Origin of the sequence: Kitasatospora sp. NPDC051914, assembly GCF_040680995.1 — a bacterium.
GTDB lineage: Bacteria > Actinomycetota > Actinomycetes > Streptomycetales > Streptomycetaceae > Kitasatospora.
In genome coordinates, this window is the sequence record NZ_JBFAXX010000023.1 from 25,501 (window position 1) to 42,057 (window position 16,557).

15 protein-coding genes are annotated in these 16,557 nt (G+C 72.8%); 4 read left to right on the forward strand and 11 right to left on the reverse strand.

Features of this window, described 5'->3' with window-relative positions; genetic code table 11:
- Window positions 1-57: 57 nt before the first annotated feature.
- Both secG and AB0M03_RS17055 read left to right on the forward strand, forming a co-directional pair.
- The gene (gene secG / locus AB0M03_RS17050) at window positions 58-294 is read left to right on the forward strand and encodes a preprotein translocase subunit SecG (RefSeq protein ID WP_363492319.1); all 237 of its coding nucleotides are present in this window, start codon (window positions 58-60) and stop codon (window positions 292-294) included.
- 194 nt (window positions 295-488) lie between these two features.
- The gene (locus AB0M03_RS17055; protein ID WP_030266405.1) at window positions 489-776 is read left to right on the forward strand and encodes an RNA polymerase-binding protein RbpA; all 288 of its coding nucleotides are present in this window, start codon (window positions 489-491) and stop codon (window positions 774-776) included.
- A gap of 133 nt (window positions 777-909) precedes the next feature.
- Here AB0M03_RS17055 and pgl read toward each other — a convergent pair whose 3' ends face one another.
- From pgl to tkt, 5 genes are all read right to left on the reverse strand, one after another.
- Complete coding sequence (gene pgl, locus AB0M03_RS17060; protein ID WP_363492320.1) at window positions 910-1,698, reverse strand: 6-phosphogluconolactonase; 789 nt, start codon at window positions 1,696-1,698, stop codon at window positions 910-912.
- Window positions 1,695-2,801 (reverse strand): glucose-6-phosphate dehydrogenase assembly protein OpcA, encoded by a 1,107-nt coding sequence (opcA, locus tag AB0M03_RS17065; RefSeq protein ID WP_363492321.1) that lies wholly within the window; start codon window positions 2,799-2,801, stop codon window positions 1,695-1,697. Before opcA ends, pgl begins: the two co-directional genes overlap by 4 nt.
- A complete protein-coding gene (zwf, locus tag AB0M03_RS17070) occupies window positions 2,798-4,321 on the reverse strand; it encodes a glucose-6-phosphate dehydrogenase (protein ID WP_363492405.1) in 1,524 nt (507 codons plus the stop codon). The genes opcA and zwf overlap by 4 nt, the downstream gene beginning before the upstream one ends.
- 106 nt (window positions 4,322-4,427) lie before the next feature.
- Entirely contained in the window at window positions 4,428-5,567 is a 1,140-nt protein-coding gene (gene tal, locus AB0M03_RS17075) for a transaldolase (protein ID WP_363492322.1), read from the reverse strand.
- Between the two features lie 93 nt (window positions 5,568-5,660).
- A complete protein-coding gene (gene tkt, locus AB0M03_RS17080; protein WP_363492323.1) occupies window positions 5,661-7,760 on the reverse strand; it encodes a transketolase in 2,100 nt (699 codons plus the stop codon).
- A 458-nt stretch (window positions 7,761-8,218) separates the two neighbouring features.
- Here tkt and AB0M03_RS17085 point away from each other — a divergent pair, with 458 nt between their 5' ends.
- Complete coding sequence (locus AB0M03_RS17085; protein WP_363492324.1) at window positions 8,219-9,160, forward strand: heme o synthase; 942 nt, start codon at window positions 8,219-8,221, stop codon at window positions 9,158-9,160.
- A gap of 81 nt (window positions 9,161-9,241) precedes the next feature.
- Here AB0M03_RS17085 and AB0M03_RS17090 read toward each other — a convergent pair whose 3' ends face one another.
- The 4 genes from AB0M03_RS17090 to AB0M03_RS17105 all read right to left on the reverse strand — a co-directional run bounded on the left by AB0M03_RS17090 (window position 9,242) and on the right by AB0M03_RS17105 (window position 13,139).
- On the reverse strand, window positions 9,242-10,384 hold the full coding sequence (locus tag AB0M03_RS17090) for a hypothetical protein (RefSeq protein WP_363492325.1): 1,143 nt from the start codon (window positions 10,382-10,384) through the stop codon (window positions 9,242-9,244).
- Window positions 10,381-10,650 carry a hypothetical protein gene (locus tag AB0M03_RS17095; protein WP_363492326.1) on the reverse strand — a complete coding sequence of 90 codons (270 nt, stop codon included), beginning with the start codon at window positions 10,648-10,650 and terminating at the stop codon, window positions 10,381-10,383. Before AB0M03_RS17095 ends, AB0M03_RS17090 begins: the two co-directional genes overlap by 4 nt.
- Before the next feature lie 166 nt (window positions 10,651-10,816).
- The gene (locus AB0M03_RS17100; RefSeq protein WP_363492327.1) at window positions 10,817-12,415 is read right to left on the reverse strand and encodes an NAD(P)/FAD-dependent oxidoreductase; all 1,599 of its coding nucleotides are present in this window, start codon (window positions 12,413-12,415) and stop codon (window positions 10,817-10,819) included.
- Window positions 12,416-12,497: 82 nt separating this feature from the next.
- Window positions 12,498-13,139, reverse strand: a complete 642-nt coding sequence (locus tag AB0M03_RS17105) for a DUF2461 domain-containing protein (RefSeq protein ID WP_363492328.1) — start codon at window positions 13,137-13,139, stop codon at window positions 12,498-12,500.
- An 85-nt stretch (window positions 13,140-13,224) separates the two neighbouring features.
- Here AB0M03_RS17105 and AB0M03_RS17110 point away from each other — a divergent pair, with 85 nt between their 5' ends.
- The gene (locus AB0M03_RS17110; protein ID WP_363492329.1) at window positions 13,225-13,557 is read left to right on the forward strand and encodes a hypothetical protein; all 333 of its coding nucleotides are present in this window, start codon (window positions 13,225-13,227) and stop codon (window positions 13,555-13,557) included.
- A 115-nt stretch (window positions 13,558-13,672) separates the two neighbouring features.
- On the opposite strand, the gene AB0M03_RS17115 is transcribed toward AB0M03_RS17110, so the two are convergent.
- Together AB0M03_RS17115 and AB0M03_RS17120 are read right to left on the reverse strand one after the other, a co-directional pair.
- Window positions 13,673-14,626: a COX15/CtaA family protein gene (locus tag AB0M03_RS17115; RefSeq protein WP_363492330.1), complete on the reverse strand. Its 954-nt coding sequence runs from the start codon at window positions 14,624-14,626 to the stop codon at window positions 13,673-13,675.
- A gap of 80 nt (window positions 14,627-14,706) precedes the next feature.
- The gene (locus AB0M03_RS17120; RefSeq protein ID WP_363492331.1) at window positions 14,707-16,557 is read right to left on the reverse strand and encodes an acyltransferase family protein; all 1,851 of its coding nucleotides are present in this window, start codon (window positions 16,555-16,557) and stop codon (window positions 14,707-14,709) included.

Below are 16,557 nucleotides of genomic sequence, written 5' to 3' on the forward strand. Positions count from 1 at the left end.
GACCGCTTCCACGCGGCCCGGCCCCTTCGCCGAAGATACGAGAGAGTTGGTCCCGCCGTGGTTCTCGGGTTCTCGATTGCCCTGATCATCTTCAGCCTGCTGATGATCCTCCTGGTGCTGCTGCACAAGGGGAAGGGCGGCGGCCTGTCCGACATGTTCGGCGGTGGCGCGATGTCCACCGGCGGCGGCTCCGCGGTGGCCGAGCGGAACCTCGACCGCATCACCATCATCGTGGGCCTCGCCTGGTTCGCCTGCATCGTGGTGCTGAGCCTGCTGCTCAAGTACCAGAGCTGATGCCGCCTCCGGGTCCGGCCGTGCAGGTCGGGGCCCGGCTCCGTAGGCGGTGGTGGCAGAGCTTTAACTGCCGCTTACACTAGGACGACTTCGCCACCGTCCGCACAGCCGCGGCCGGGCGGCACCAGCACGCAGGGAGTCCAACCGTGGCAAGTGGCAACGCCATCCGAGGAAGCAGAGTCGGCGCAGGCCCGATGGGCGAGGCGGAGCGCGGCGAGTCCGCCCCCCGGACCCGGATCTCCTTCTGGTGCGCGAACAAGCACGAGACGCGCCCCAGCTTCGCCGCCGAGGCGGCGATCCCGGAGACCTGGGACTGCCCGCGCTGCGGGTTCCCGGCCGGCCAGGACGAGCACAACCCCCCGGCCCCGGCCCGCAACGAGCCGTACAAGACCCACCTCGCGTACGTGCGCGAGCGCCGCACCGACGCCGACGGCGAGGCCATCCTCGCCGAGGCGCTGGCCAAGCTCCGCGGCGAGATCTGAGCGGTCGCCGAGGGCGCTGCGGGGCACCCCCCCCGCGGCGCCCCCGGCGTTTTCGCACCGCGGCCGGGAGCACCCCGGAGACGTGACGAGGCCCGGCCCCCGAGCGGGGGCCGGGCCTCGTGCGTGCCGCGCCTCAGGCGGAGGCGGGCGGGTACAGCTGGGGCGGCAGATCGGCCGCCGCGGAGCGGTCGAGCAGCCAGAGGGTCCGGGCGGTGCCGTACGCGCCGGAGGCGGGCGCCTGGAGCTCCCCGGGGCCGCTCAGGGCGAGGGCGACGGCCCCCGCCTTGTCCTCGCCGGCGGCGAGCAGCCACACCTCGCGGGCCGCCCGGATCGCCGGGAGGGTGAGCGAGATCCGCACGGGCGGCGGCTTGGGCGCCCCGCGGACGCCGATCACCGTGCGCCCGGTCTCCCGGACACCGGGGTGCTCCGGGAAGAGCGAGGCGACGTGGGTGTCCGGGCCGACGCCGAGCAGCAGCACGTCGAAGGCCGGCACACCGGCGTGCTCGCCGGGGCCCGCGGCCTTGGCCAGCTCCTCGGCGTACCGGGCGGCGGCCGCCTCGACGTCCGAGCCGTCCACACCGTCCGCGGCCGGCATCTCGTGCACCCGGGCCGGGTCGACCGGGACGCGGTCGAGCAGCTCCGCGCGGGCCTGCACGGCGTTGCGCTCCGGGTCGTCGGCGGCGAGGAAGCGCTCGTCGCCCCACCAGAGGTCGAGCCGAGCCCAGTCCACCGCGTCGCGCGCCGGGGAGGCGGCGATCGCGGCGAGCAGGGCGTTGCCGTTGCGGCCGCCCGTCAGCACCACCGAGGCGCTGCCGCGGGCGGACTGGGCGTCGACGATGCGGGTGATCAGCCGGGCCGCTGCGGCCTGCGCCATCAGCTCCTTGTCCCGGTGGACCACCAGCTGCGGGGTGGCCGCGGTCACGAGGCGCTCCGCTTCTGCGGGGCGGCCTTCTTCGCGGCGGCCTTGCCGGCGGACGCCTTCTTCGCCGGGGCCCCCTCCTCCGCGGCCGCCTCCGGCAGCTTGGCGGTCACCCGCGCCGGGGCCGCGGCCTCGGCCGGGACGGCCTCCGGGGAGGCCGGCGGCTCGGCCTCGGCGAGCCGCTCGCGCAGCCGGTCCACGGGGGTGCGGACGGCGTTCGCGTAGATGTCGTCCGGGTCGAGCCGGCGCAGCTCCTCCGCGATGAGCTCGGCGGTGTCGCGGCGCTTGAGCGCGACCATCCGATCGGGGGCGCCGGGCATGGACAGGGTGCCCATGAGGCCGTCCGGACGGTCGAGGACGACGTCGCCGTCCGTGGTGCGCAGCCGGACGGCGGTGATGCCGGGGCCGCCGGTGACGATCCGCTCGACCGGCACCCGCAGCCGGTTGGTCAGCCACAGGCCGAGGAGCTCGACGCTGGGGTTGTAGGACTCGCCCTCGACGACCGCTCCGGTGATCTTGGTGGGCCGTTGGTCGAGGGCGGCGGCCAGCATGGAGCGCCAGCCGGTGATGCGGGTCCAGGCGAGGTCGGTGTCGCCAGGGGTGTAGCTGGCGGCCCGCTGGGCGAGCTGGCCGACCGGGGACTCGGCGGTGACCGCGTCGGTGATGCGGCGCTGGGCGATCGCACCGAGCGGGTCGTTGGCCGGGTGCAGCGGGGCGTTGTCCGGCCACCAGACCACCACCGGGGCGTCCGGCAGCAGCAGCGGCAGGACGACCGACTGGGCGTGCGAGGCGAGCTCGCCGTGCATGCGCAGGACGACCGTCTCGCCGGAGCCCGCGTCGCTGCCGACCAGGATCTCCGCGTCGAGCCGGGTCTCGGCGCGGGCGCGGGGCGAGCGCCCGGCCCGCTTGATCACCGCCAGGGTGCGGGACGGGTGCTCGCGGGAGGCGTCGTTGGCGGCCTTGAGGGCGTCGTACGCGCTGCCCTCGTCGGTCACGATCACCAGCGTGAGCACCATGCCGGCCGCGGTGGAGCCGCTCGCCCGGCGGGCGTCCATGAGCGCCGCATTGATCTTGCTGGAGGTGGTGTTGGTGAGGTCGATCTTCATGGCCGGCGCCAGCTCCTGCCGTCTCGTGCGAGCATCTCGTCAGCCTCGACGGGGCCCCAGGTGCCCGCCGGGTACTGGGCGGGCTTGCCGTGGGTGTCCCAGTACCGCTCGATCGGGTCGAGGATCTGCCAGGAGAGCTCGACCTCCTGGTGCCGCGGGAAGAGGTTGGCGTCGCCGAGCAGCACGTCGAGGATGAGCCGCTCGTACGCCTCCGGGCTGGACTCGGTGAAGGACTCGCCGTAGGCGAAGTCCATCGTCACGTCGCGGACCTCCAGCGCGGTGCCGGGCACCTTGGAGCCGAACCGCACGGTGACGCCCTCGTCCGGCTGCACCCGGATGACCAGGGCGTTCTGCCCCAGCTCCTCGGTGGCGTAGGAGTCGAACGGCAGGTACGGCGCCCGCTGGAAGACCACCGCGATCTCGGTCACCCGGCGGCCGAGGCGCTTGCCCGTCCGCAGGTAGAACGGGACGCCGGCCCAGCGCCGGTTGTTGATCTGCAGCTTGATGGCGGCGTAGGTGTCGGTGGTGGACTCGGGGTTGATGCCGTCCTCGTCCAGGTAGCCGACGACCTCCTCGCCGCCCTGCCAGCCGGACGCGTACTGGCCGCGCACGGTGTGCTTGCCGAGGTCGGCGGGGAGCTTGACGGCGCTGAGCACCTTGAGCTTCTCGGCGACCAGGGCCTTGGGGTGGAACGAGGCCGGCTCCTCGATGGCGGTGAGCGCCATCAGCTGGAGCAGGTGGTTCTGGATGACGTCGCGGGCCGAGCCGATGCCGTCGTAGTAGCCGGCGCGGCCGCCGATGCCGATGTCCTCGGCCATGGTGATCTGCACGTGGTCGACGTACGACCGGTTCCAGATCGGCTCGAACATCTGGTTGGCGAAGCGGAGCGCCAGGATGTTCTGGACGGTCTCCTTGCCCAGGTAGTGGTCGATCCGGAAGACCTCGTCCCGCGGGAAGACCTCGTGGACGATCCGGTTCAGCTCCTGGGCGCTCTCCAGGTCGTGGCCGAACGGCTTCTCGATCACCGCGCGGCGCCAGGAGCCCTTCGGCGGATCGGTCAGACCGTGCTTCTTGAGCTGCTGGACGACGGTGGGGAAGAACTTCGGCGGCACCGACAGGTAGAAGGCGAAGTTGCCGCCGGTGCCCTGGGCCCGGTCGAGGTCCTCGATGGTCTTCCGCAGGGTGTCGAAGGCGTCGTCGTCGCCGAAGTCGCCCTGGACGAACCGCATGCCCTTGGCGAGCTGCTGCCAGACCTCCTCGCGGAACGGCGTGCGCGCGTGCTCCTTGACCGCGTCGTGCACCTCCCGGGCGAAGTCCTCGTCCTCCCACTCGCGGCGGGCGAAGCCGACGAGCGAGAAGCCCGGGGGCAGCAGGCCGCGGTTGGCCAGGTCGTAGATGGCCGGCATCAGCTTCTTGCGCGACAGGTCGCCGGTGACGCCGAAGATCACCAGGCCGGACGGCCCGGCGATCCTCGGCAGCCGGCGGTCCGCCGGATCGCGCAGCGGGTTGGAGGGCTGCAGGGGATCGCCCTGCCCGACCTCGGCCCCCTCGACATCGGGAAAAGCAGGGGTGGTGCTCACTGGTGTTTTGCTCCGCTCTCCGTGCGCTTGGTCGTGAGCAGTGGTGTCAGTTCTGGTCGCCGTGCGCGGCGAGCGAGGCCGAGACGGTCTCCAGCAGTTCCTTCCAGGAGACCTCGAACTTCTCGACGCCCTCGTCCTCCAGCACCTGGACGACGTCGTCGTAGTCGACGCCGGCCGCGGCGACGGCGTCCATCACGGCCTTGGCGTCGGCGTAGTTCGGGGTGACGGTGTCACCGGTGACCACGCCGTGGTCGTCGGTGGCGTTGAGGGTGGCCTCCGGCATGGTGTTGACGGTGCCCGGGGCGGCCAGCTCGGTCACGTACAGGGTGTCCGGCAGGTTCGGGTCCTTGACGCCGGTGGACGCCCACAGCGGACGCTGCGGCTTGGCGCCGGCGGCCTCCAGGGCCTTCCAGCGGTCCGAGCCGTCGCGCTTGGCGTCGACCGAGCCGAAGACCTCCTCGTACGCCTGGTAGGCGAGGCGGGCGTTGGCCACACCGGCCTTGGAGCGCAGCTCCTTGGCGTCGCCGCCGACCTTGTCGAGGCGCTTGTCGATCTCGGTGTCCACGCGGGAGACGAAGAAGGACGCGACCGACTCGATCTGCGAGAGGTCGAGGCCCGCGGCCTTGGCCTTCTCCAGGCCGGCCAGGTAGGCGTCCATCACGGCGCGGTAGCGCTCCAGCGAGAAGATCAGCGTGACGTTGACGCTGATGCCCCGGCCGATGACCTCGGTGATGGCGGGCAGACCGGCCTTGGTGGCGGGGATCTTGATGAACACGTTCGGGCGGTCCACCAGCCACCACAGCTGCTTGGCCTCGGCGATCGTGGCCGCGGTCTCGTGCGCCAGGCGCGGGTCGACCTCGATCGACACCCGGCCGTCGCGGCCGTTGGAGGCGTCGTAGACCGGGCGCAGCACGTCGGCCGCGTCGCGCACGTCCGAGGTGGTGATCATGCGGACGGCCTCGTCCACGGTGACCTTGCGGACCGCCAGGTCGTTCAGCTGGCCGTCGTACGCGGCGCTGCCGCCGCCGATGGCCTTCTGGAAGATGGTCGGGTTGGTGGTGACACCGACGACGTGCTTCTCCTGCACCAGCTCGGCAAGGTTGCCGCTGTTCAGCCGGTCGCGGCTGAGGTCGTCCAGCCAGATCGCCACGCCTTCGTCGCTGAGGCGCTTCAGAGCGTCAGTCATGGTGCTACATCCTCTTTGTTTCGTACGTCTGCTGTGGGGTCGTCAGACAGGCCGGGCATCCGATGTGCGGTCGGACACCCGGCCCGGGCGCTGCTAGCGGGAGACGGCCTCGACCGTGCGGAGCGAGGCGCGGGCGGCGTTGGCCACGGCGTCGGCGGTCAGGCCGAACTCCTGGAACAGCACCTTGTAGTCGGCGGAGGCACCGAAGTGCTCCAGGCTGATGATCCGGCCGGCGTCGCCGACCAGCTCGCGCCAGCCCTGGGCGATGCCCGCCTCGACGGAGACCCGGGCGCGGACGTTCGGCGGCAGGACGCTGTCGCGGTACGCCTGGTCCTGCTCGTTGAACCACTCGATCGACGGCATGGAGACCACGCGGGTCGGGATGCCGTCCGCCTCCAGGGCCTCGCGGGCCTGGACGGCCAGCTGGACCTCGGAACCGGTGCCGATCAGGATGACCTTCGGCGAGGCGCCCTCGGCCTCGGCCAGCACGTAGCCGCCCTTGGCCGCGCCCTCGGCGGAGCCGAACACCTCGCGGTCGTAGGTGGGCACGCCCTGGCGGGTGAGCGCCAGGCCGACCGGGCCGGGGTGGCTGGTCTGCCGCTCCAGGATGGTGCGCCAGACGACGGCCGTCTCGTTGGCGTCGCCGGGGCGGACCACCGAGAGGCCGGGGATGGCGCGCAGCGCGGCCAGGTGCTCGACCGGCTGGTGGGTGGGGCCGTCCTCGCCGAGGCCGATGGAGTCGTGCGTCCACACGTAGGTGACGGGGATCTTCATCAGGGCGGCGAGGCGGACGGCCGGGCGCATGTAGTCGGAGAACACCAGGAAGGTGCCGCCGTAGACGCGGGTGCGGCCGTGCAGCGCGATGCCGTTCATGATCGCGCCCATGGCGTGCTCGCGGATGCCGAAGTGGATCGTCCGGCCGTACGGCGAGGCGGTCTTCAGCGGGTTGCTCGCCGGGAGGAAGGACGACTCCTCGTCGATGGTGGTGAGGTTGGACTCGGCGAGGTCCGCCGAACCGCCCCACAGCTCCGGGATGTGCTTGCCGACGGCCTTCAGCGTGTCGCCGGAGGCCTTGCGGGTCGCGACGTCCTTGCCGGCGGGGAAGACCGGGAGGGCCTTCTCCCAGCCGTCGGGCAGCTCGCCGATCTGGATGCGGTCGAACTCGGCGGCGCGCTCCGGGTTGGCGGCGCGCCACGCGTGGAAGGAGGCCTCCCACTCGGCGCGGGCGGCCTTGCCGCGGTGCACGACCTGGCGGGCGTGCTCGACGACCTGCTCGGTGACCTCGAAGGTCTTCTCCGGCGAGAAGCCGAGGACCTTCTTGGTGGCGGCGATCTCGGCGTCGCCGAGCGCGGAGCCGTGCGCCTTCGCGGTGTCCTGGGCGTTCGGCGCCGGCCAGGCGATGATGGTGCGCATCGCGATGATGGACGGGCGCTCGGTCTCCGCCTTGGCGGCCGCGAGCGCGGTGGCCAGCGCGTGCACGTCGACGTCGCCGTCGGACTTCGGCGTGATCCGCTGGACGTGCCAGCCGTACGCCTCGTAGCGGGCGAGGACGTCCTCGGAGAAGGCCGTCTCGGTGTCGCCCTCGATGGAGATGTGGTTGTCGTCGTAGAGCGCGACCAGGTTGCCCAGCTTCTGGTGGCCGGCCAGCGAGGACGCCTCGGCGGAGACGCCCTCCTCCAGGTCGCCGTCGGAGACGATCGCCCAGATCGTGTGGTCGAAGGGGGACTCGCCCGCCGGGGACTCCGGGTCGAACAGGCCGCGCTCGTAGCGGGCGGCCATCGCCATGCCCACCGCGTTGGCGATGCCCTGGCCGAGCGGGCCGGTGGTGGTCTCGACACCGGCGGTGTGGCCGTGCTCCGGGTGGCCCGGGGTGCGGCTGCCGGCGACCCGGAAGGCCTTCAGGTCGTCCAGGGACAGGCCGTAGCCCGACAGGTACAGCTGGGTGTAGAGAGTCAGCGACGTGTGGCCGGGGGAGAGGACGAAGCGGTCACGGCCGACCCAGGCCGGGTCGGTGGGGTCGTGCCGCAGGAAACGCTGGAAGATCACGTACGCGGCCGGGGCCAGCGACATCGCGGTGCCCGGGTGGCCGTTGCCCACCTTCTGCACGGCGTCCATCGCGAGGACCCGGGCCGTGTCGACGGTCCGCTGGTCCAGTTCGGTCCATTCGAAAGCGTTCGTCGGCGTGGTGCTCACCCTGTCTCAGGGCTCCTTCCTGGTGGTGAAGAGTGACCCCGTGAAGGGGACCGGGTCGGCCCACGTCGCTGTGGTCCTGACGTTCGCTGGTGCCGGTCACGGAGGGTTGATCCCGCTTCTCTGTGCGAGCCTACCGCCCGGGAGGGCCCTCACCCTGCGTGCCGGGACAACCGGGGTGGCGGTATCGGCATTCCCGAAGGGCTGTGCAGTCCCCTGTCCTACCCTCACGCGGATGCGAACGGTCCGCTCGTCCGAGGGGCAAGACGCGCGGAGCGCCCGCGCCCGGCGTCATCTGCGGCGATTCACCCGCGGGTGTGCGGCTCCGGCTCGCCGGGGCACCCCGGGGCCGGACGGGACATATGGAGCGTCTAAGGTGGCGTGGTACGCGCAGCGCGGACGCACCGGAGCCCACGGGCCCAGAGGACGCCTGTGGAAGTTCATCGTGAGTTGGGGTGTTCGTGACCGCCGTCGAAACCCGCCCTGCCGGGGCGGTCGGGGCGACGCCTGCGCACCGGCCGTTCGGGGCCCGTGTCGGGGCATTCGTCGCACTGACCAAGCCTCGGATCATCGAGCTGCTGCTGATCACCACCGTGCCGGTGATGTTCCTCGCGCAGCAGGGTGTACCGGACCCGTGGCTGGTCGTCAAGGTCGTGATCGGCGGTTACCTCTCCGCGGGCGGCGCCAACGCACTCAACATGTACATCGACCGCGACATCGACGCGGTGATGTCGCGGACCGAGCGCCGGCCGATCGTCACCGGCATGGTGTCGCCGCGCGAGGCGCTGGTCTTCGGCATCGCCCTCGCGATCGGCTCCACGGTCTGGCTGGGCGTCCTGGTCAACGCGCTGTCCTCGGCGCTCGCCCTCGCGGCACTCCTCTTCTACGTCTTCGTCTACACGCTCGGCCTCAAGCGCCGGACGGCCCAGAACATCGTCTGGGGCGGCATCGCCGGCTGCATGCCGGTGTTCGTCGGCTGGGCGGCGGTGACCGACTCGCTCTCCTGGTCCGCGCTGGTCCTCTTCCTGGTCATCTTCTTCTGGACGCCGCCGCACTACTGGCCGCTGTCGATGAAGGTCCGCGAGGACTACGCCAAGGCCGGCGTCCCGATGCTCCCGGTGATCAAGGGCAACCTCGCGGTCGCCCGCCAGATCGTGGCCTACTCCTGGGTGATGGTGGCCGTCTCGCTGGCCCTGTGGCCGCTCGGCCACACCAGCTGGCTGTACCCGGTCTCCGCGGTCGTCCTCGGCGGCTTCTGGCTGAAGGAGGCGCACGGCCTGCACGCCCGCGCCAAGGCCGGGGTCGTGGGCGCCAAGCTCAAGGAGATGCGCCTCTTCCACTGGTCCATCACCTACCTGACCCTGCTCTTCGTGGTCATCGCGGTGGACCCGTTCGTCAAGTGACGGCGACCGACCCGAACGCACCGGAGCCCCGGGGCCTGCGCCCCGGGGCTCCGTCGTTCCCGCGTCCGCCGGCCGCGCCGGTCAGAGGCTGCTGAACCAGCCCGCCATGTCGGCGATCATGTCGACCGTGCCGGCGTAGTTGTCGAAGTGCACGCACTCGGGTGCGACGGTCGTCACCGCGTTCGCGACCGTGCGGCCCGCGGTGTAGTTGAGGTGGGACACCGTGGGGGCGCGCCGGGCCGGGTTCTTGTCCACCACGTCCGTGCCCCAGACCGAGGCGAAGCTCGCCTGCGAAGGGTTGGTGGCGGTCACGTTCAGCGCCACGTCGGTGACCCCGAACGGCGGGACTCCGTTCCGCCAGCTGTTGGCGCGGACGCAGACGTAGTTGTAGCCGGGGCCCACCTTGCCGCTGTGGCCGATGCCGGACCGGGTGTCGAGGATCCGGGTCGGACCGGTCGGGACGAAGACCGATCCCTCGTCCGAGTACCAGCCGCTGATGTCGGCGAGGACGTCGACGGTGCCGGCGTGGTTGTAGAGGTCGACGGTGCCGTCCGGGCCGACCGGGACGGTGACCTGGTTGGGGACGGTCTGCCCGGGGGTGAAGTTGAGGTTGGAGGCGGTCGGGCGGGCGGTGCCGTGCGGGTGGGCGGTGAGGAAGCCCGCTGCGGTGGGGTTGGTGGCCGTGACGTTGAGGACCACGGCGGTGACGCCGCTCTCCGGGACGCCGCCCCGGCCGGCGACCTTCAGGTTCACCGTGCCCCCGGGGCCGACCGGGCCCTTGGGCGCACCCGTCCCCGACCGCGTGTCCAGCAGCCGCACGGGCGCGGTGGGCACGAAGGTGCTGGGGGTGCCGAGCCGGACCGTCCCGCCGTTGCCGACCACGTTGATCCCGACGTTGGCCTCGGTCGCGGCGCCGCGGGAGGCGTCGACCAGCTCGACCTTGCCCGCCAGGGCGAAGGTGCGCTTCATGGAGGCTGCGGACATCTCGATGTCCAGCGCGAGGCCCGACACCGGTATGCCCCCGACTTCCTGAACCGGAAGGTCGAAGGGCGGGATGTCGAGCGTGAGCGAGCCGTCGCCGTTGACGATCCAGCGGCGGGCCGTCCAGGTCTGGTCGCCCGAGTGCGCGGTCGTCGTCCGCACGGCCAGCAACCGGGCCAGCTCCGCCGGTGCGAAACCGGACGCCGCCACCGACGGGGCCGAGAGCGTCAGCTTGAGCTTCACCCCGGAGTACCGGCACCGGGGCCGTGGATCGTGATGCGGCACACCGGCATCCGGTGGTCGCCGGCGATGACGGAGGTCCGGTCCTCACCGGCCCGGAGGGTGACCGGGGACTCGTTCCACTGCCACCAGGTCTCCGACGAGTAGTCGTAGCAGTCCTGGTGCATGGAGACACGGGTCTCGTCGGCATGGGCCGACGGGAAGGGCAGCAGGCCCGTCACCGCCATCGAGCCGACGACGGCGGCGACCGCCCTGCGCGTGGGTCTCAAGGTGTCCGTACCCCCTCTGCCGCGGCTGCGCGGCGCTGTCGACCGCGGCGGCCGGGACGTGTACGGCCGTGCGGGCAGGCCTGACCTGCGACGGGGATGATAGCCAGTCAGAGGACCTCTCCGTACGAAAGGTTCCGTCCTGCGGACGACCGGTGCGGGGTACGGCCTACCGGCCGAGGACGGCCATGGCGGCGTTGTGGCCGGGGATGCCGCTGACGCCGCCGCCGCGGACGGCGCCGGCGCCGCAGAGCAGGACGTTCGGCCGGCCGGTGGCCACGCCCCAGCGGTCCGCGGGGTCGTCGCCGTACGGGAAGGCGAGGTCCCGGTGGAAGATGTTGCCGCCGGGCAGGCCGAGGTCGGCCTCCAGGTCGAGCGGGCTCTTGGCCTCGATGCAGGGGCGGCCGTCGGCGTCCACGGCCAGGCAGTCCTCCAGCGGCTCGTCGAGGGCGTCCTGCAGCGGGCGCAGCACCGCCTCCAGGGCGGCCGCCCGGGCGCCCTCCGGATCGCCGGCGAAGAGCCGGGCGGGCTGGTGCACGCCGAACAGGGTCAGCGTGTGGAAGCCCTGTGCGGCCAGGTCGGGTCCGAGGATCGACGGATCGGTCAGCGAGTGGCAGTAGATCTCCGACGGCGCCGGGGAGGGCAGCCTGCCGTCGGCGGCCTGCCGGTGGGCGGTCTCCAGCTCGGTGTAGGACTCGGCGAGGTGCAGCGTGCCGGCGAAGGCGTCGCGCGGGTCCACCGAGGTGTCCCGGAGCCGGGGCAGCCGCCGCAGCAGCATGTTCACCTTCAGCTGGGAGCCGACCGGGGCGGGCTCCGGCGGTGCCTCGCCGAGCAGGGCGGCGAGGGTGTGCGGGGCTGCGTTGCACAGCACCGTCCCGGCACCCACCCGGTGCTCGCCCGCCGCGTCGCGGTAGGAGACCTCGGCGGCTCCGCCCGGGCTGCCCGGGTCGACCGCCGTCGCCTCGCAGCCGGTGAGGATCTCCGCGCCGGCGGTCCGCGCAGCGTCGGCGAGGGCGTCGGTGAGGGCGCCCATGCCGCCCACCGGCACGTTCCAGTCGCCGGTGCCCCCGCCGATCACGTGGTAGAGGAAGCAGCGGTTCTGCCGCAGCGAGGGGTCGTGGGCGTGCGTGAAGGTGCCGATCAGGGCGTCCGTCAGCACCACGCCGCGCACCAGGTCGTCGGTGAGCGAGGCCTCCACGGCCTCGCCGATCGGCCGCTCGAACAGCGCCTCCCAGGCCGCCGGGTCGTCGATCCGCCGGCGCAGCTCGTCCCGGGTGGGCAGGGGTTCGGTCAGCGAGGGGAAGACCCGCTCGGCGACCCGGCCGGTCCTCGCGTAGAACTCCTGCCAGGCCGTGAAGTCCCGGTCGGAGCCGGTGAGGCCGCGGAAGGAGGCGGCGGTGCGGGCCCCGTCCGCCTGGTCGACCAGCAGGCCGGTCGGCTTCCCGTCCCGGACGGCCGGCGTGTACGAGGAGATCCGCCGCCGGCGCACCTCGAACCGCAGCCCCAGCTCGTCGACGATCTTCTGCGGCAGCAGGCTCACCAGGTACGAGTACCGGGACAGCCGGGCCGCCATCCCCGGGAACGCCTCGGTGGAGACCGCCGCGCCGCCCGTTCTGTCCAGCCGCTCCAGGACGAGCACGCTCCGCCCGGCACGCGCCAGGTAGGCGGCGGCGACCAGGCCGTTGTGGCCGCCGCCGACCACGACCACGTCGTAGCGGCCGCGGGCAGGGGTACGGGGGGAGGGCGCGTCACCTCGAACGGGCTGCATGCGGCAGTCCTACCAGAGGCGGCGCGGGGCGGCCAGAGTGCGGACAGGAGTGTCGTAAGGGTGCGCGGATGTCGGGCGGACGTCAGCGCGGCGGCAGCTCGCTGGGGCCGACGTGGCCGTCCAGCCAGTCCTTGAGCGGCCGGGACGCCCGCAGGAAGCCGGCGATCCGGTCGTACGCCTCCGCGGTGCCCAGCCAGGGCTCCGGCTCCCACTCCTGCCAGGCGATCAGGCCCTTGTTGCGCAGCAGCCCGATCCGCGGGTGGTCCTTCGGGTAGCCGCGCGGCGCGGACTTCAGCGGGTCGCGGCCGACCACCGACGGCCCGGCCTTCTCGACGGCGGCGATCACCCGCTCCAGCTCGGCGCCGGTGACGTCCTCCGCGACCGCCTCCCGGTAGCGGGCCAGCTGGTCGGGGGCGAGCCGGTACATGCCGTTGCCGCAGGCCAGACCGTCCGCGGAGAGCTGGACGTAGCCGCCGGCCTCCAGGAACCCGCCGATGTGCGTCTTGTACGGCGACTTGTCGGCGCTGAACCGGACGTCCCGGTTGGGCCGGAAGATCTTGCCGGGGCCGAACTCGTCCTCCAGGGCGTCCAGCAGGTCGGCCATGGGTGCACGCACGGTCCGCTCGTACCGGTCCTTGTGGGCCGTCCAGAAGCTCTTGGAGTTGTCCGCCTCCAGCTGCTCGTAGAACTCGAGCGCCTCGGCGGGCCAGCCATCGAAGGTCATCCCCACACCCTAGGGCGCGGCGGTGTGGCCCGCTGCACACCTTGCTGACATCGCCAGCATGTCTACCGCTCGGTAGCATGCGGGCATGACCAGCGCAGAGACCGCCACCCCCGCCGCGCAGGACGCCCGCGCCGAGCGCCGCGCCAAGCGCATCGCCAAGCACATCACCGCCTTCGCCGCGCAGCACGGCGGCAGCGCGGACGGCGTCGTCGAGTACGTCGGCCACACCGCCACCCGGATCGTCCTCGTCGGGGCGGACGGTGCGTGGGGCGACCAGGTCGCCCCGACCTACGCCATCGGGCAGCGCGCCGCCCAGCTGGCCGGCGTCACCCTGCACGACACCTTCGAGGGCGAGCTCGGCCTCAAGGTGAAGACCGGCGCCTACGAGTGGAAGCGCATGGCGGGCATCCAGATCTGAGGCGAACCACGCAGGGGCGCGGGGAACTGCGCGAATCGGAAGGGGCGGCAAGCTGCCCTTCCGATTCGCGCAGTTCCCCGCGCCCCTGTTCCGTGCTCGCCCCGGGGGCCCGGCCTCAGGTGGCCTGGACGAGTTGGGCGGGGACGGGGGCCGGGTCGAGGGCGGGGCGGGTGCGGAGCGCCAGCGGGATGCGGACGGCGGCGGCCCAGGTGAGGGCGGCGCCGAACATGTGCAGGCCGACCATGAGCTCGGGGGCGTCGGTGAAGTACTGGACGAAGCCGAGGACGCCCTGCAGCAGCAGCAGGACCAGCAGGTCCCGGACCCGGGCGCGGGCCGCCTTCGGGGCCTTCACCGCGGCGAGGACGAACACCGCCGCGAGCGCCAGGCCGACCGAGAGGAAGGCCAGGTCGGCGTGGGCCTGGGCGAGGCGGTCGTAGTCGACCGGGATGCGCCAGACGTCGCTGGAGGAGCCCGGGTGGTGGCCCGCGCCGGTGACCAGGGTGCCGGCGGCGACCAGCAGGCCGACCACCGCCACCAGCAGGTACGAGAGCTGGTGCAGCGGCCGCGGGACGAGGAGCTCGGGTGCGCCGTCGCCCTCCCCGGTGCGCTCCCACTGCAGCACCGCGACCCAGACCAGGCCCATCGCGGCGACCATGTGCACCGCCACCACGTACGGGTTGAGCCCGGTGAGCACGGTGATGCCGCCGATCACGGCGTTGCTCATCACCAGCCAGAACTGGGCCCAGCCGAGCCGGGTGAGCGAGCGCCGCCACGGCTTGGCGCAGCGGGCGGCCAGGGTGGCCCAGGCGATCGCCGCGCACAGCACGTAGGTGAGCATCCGGTTGGTGAACTCGATGACGCCGTGCACGCCCATTTCGGGCGTCGGCGTCAGGCTCTCGCCGGTGCAGCGGGGCCAGGTCGTGCAGCCGAGGCCGGAGGCGGTGAGGCGGACGGCGCCGCCAGTGACCACGATGACCACGCTCATCACCAGCGCGGACAGCGCCGCACGGCGGACGGTCGCGGCCGACGGGTGCCAGCGGTCGGCGAGGAGGGCGGTGGGGGTGAACACCGCTTCATCCTAGATTGCCCTTATCCGATCACCGACCGCGGGCCGTCACCGGGACGGAGCCGGGTGACGGCCCGCCGCCGTCAGACCGCCGCCCGCCGCTTTCCGCCGGGGCGGCGCCGCGGGTACGGGAAGAGCCGGAGCGGGCGCTTGGCGGCGAGGTCCTCGACCCAGCCGAAGGAGGCCACGCAGAGCGTGATCAGCAGGACGGTCACGGTGAGGGCGAACCAGTCGCTGTCGATCAGCCACGGTGTGTTGTCCACCACCAGGTCCACCGTCCACAGCTTCTGGATCATTCCGACGGCGAAGGTCAGGGTGATGTTGTGCCAGAGGTAGATGGTCACCGCGCGGGAGTTGAGCAGGCTGATGATGCCGTTGAAGCGTTCCAGCCGCGGCGGCCACTGCTCCCAGGAGGGGCTCAGGTACAGCAGGAGCAGGACGCAGCCGAAGGACCAGACGGCCTGCGCGGTCGGCACACCGTCGAGTTCGAGCGGGACGCCGGGATCCTCCTCGGGCAGCGAGAGGAAGTACCACATGCCCGCGACCATCACCAGCGGCGCGATCGAGGGGATGACGTACTGCGGGATGCGGGCCATCAGGCCCTCCTGGCGGGCCATGCCGAGCATCCAGCAGGAGCCGTAGGTGGTGATGTCGACGAGGACGTCCCAGAAGCGGCCGCCCTCGTCGAAGCCGGTGAGGGCGAAGGTGATCGACACGGCGACCGGCACGAGCACGGCCGGCCAGCCGAACCGGTGGATCGCCTTCCGCAGCAGCGGGGAGATCAGCACGAACCAGAGGTAGGCGCGCAGGTACCAGAGCGGTTCGACCGCGGGCGAACCCCAGCTCGTCTCCAGGACGCCGTGGAACCCGTGCAGCGTGTGCGCGAACGGCGGGTCGCTGAACGGCACGATCCAGAAGGCGAGCTCCGCCCACCAGGTCGTCTCGTGGTTCGGCGTGGGGCGCCACCCGTCCAGGACCATGCCGGTGATGGCGATCGCGCCGAACAGCCACATCGGCGGCAGCAGGCGGCGCAGACGGCCGCGGATGACACCCAGGGCGGGGCGGCTCAGCGACCGCGCCATCAGGGATCCCGCCAGCGCGAACATCACGCCCATCGACGGGAAGAGCAGCGGCATCCAGGCCCAGCCGAACAGGTGGTAGAGGACGACGCGGACGATCGCCAGGGCGCGCAGCAGGTCGAGGTAGCGGTCGCGGCCGCCGCCGCGGCGGGCGGGCTTGGCCTCCTCGGCCTCCTCGGCCTCGTGCGCGGCCTCCTCGTCGGGCTCGCCCGGCGGGCGGGCGTACTGGGCGTCGAAGGCCTTGGCGAGTGCCGCCAGCTCGTCCGGGACGCGCAGCTTGAGGGTCTCCTCGTGCCGGGGCACGGTGCTGCGGCCCGTGGCGGAGGTCCAGTCGGGCTCCGGTGCGGCGGGCTTCTCGAAGGAGGGCCGTTCGGTGGTGCGCTGTGCGGTCGGCGCCGGCGCCGACCGCGCCTCGGTGCGTTCCGGGGCACGCCGGGGGCCGGGCAGGTTCGCGGCGTCCGGGGTGCGTCGCTGCGACGTCGCGCCGGCGTGGGAGCCGGGCGGCGGCGGGACGCGCAGGGCCATGGTCTCGTCGGGGGAGAAGCCGTTGCGAGCGCTGCGATCGGGCCCACCGGGGCGCTCGGGCGCGCGGTGCGGCGGGGTCTGCGGGTGCGGTGCGCGGCCCTCGGGGCCGCGCGGGACGTCGGCGGTGCCGGGTCGCTGCGGAGGACGCGGCCGGCTTCCGGCGTCCGCTCCCGGGGCACGGTTCGGACCGCCCGGTGCCTGCCGGGGCCGGCCGTTCGCGTGCGGCGGCTGCAGTCGGCCCGGGCCGTTCGACGGGTCGGCGTCCTCGGCGGGCCGGGGACGCTTGCGCGGGACGAAGAAGCTGTCGGCGGGCTCGGTGGGTTCGGGCAC

Excerpts from the sequence above, each read along its gene's own strand:
- AB0M03_RS17055 (WP_030266405.1), top strand. The coding sequence starts at position 489 with ATGGGCGAGGCGGAGCGCGGCGAGTCCGCCCCCCGGACCCGGATCTCC.
- opcA (WP_363492321.1), bottom strand. The coding sequence starts at position 2,801 with ATGAAGATCGACCTCACCAACACCACCTCCAGCAAGATCAATGCGGCG.
- tal (WP_363492322.1), bottom strand. The coding sequence starts at position 5,567 with ATGACTGACGCTCTGAAGCGCCTCAGCGACGAAGGCGTGGCGATCTGG.
- AB0M03_RS17100 (WP_363492327.1), bottom strand. The coding sequence starts at position 12,415 with ATGCAGCCCGTTCGAGGTGACGCGCCCTCCCCCCGTACCCCTGCCCGC.
- AB0M03_RS17105 (WP_363492328.1), bottom strand. The coding sequence starts at position 13,139 with ATGACCTTCGATGGCTGGCCCGCCGAGGCGCTCGAGTTCTACGAGCAG.
- AB0M03_RS17110 (WP_363492329.1), top strand. The coding sequence starts at position 13,225 with ATGACCAGCGCAGAGACCGCCACCCCCGCCGCGCAGGACGCCCGCGCC.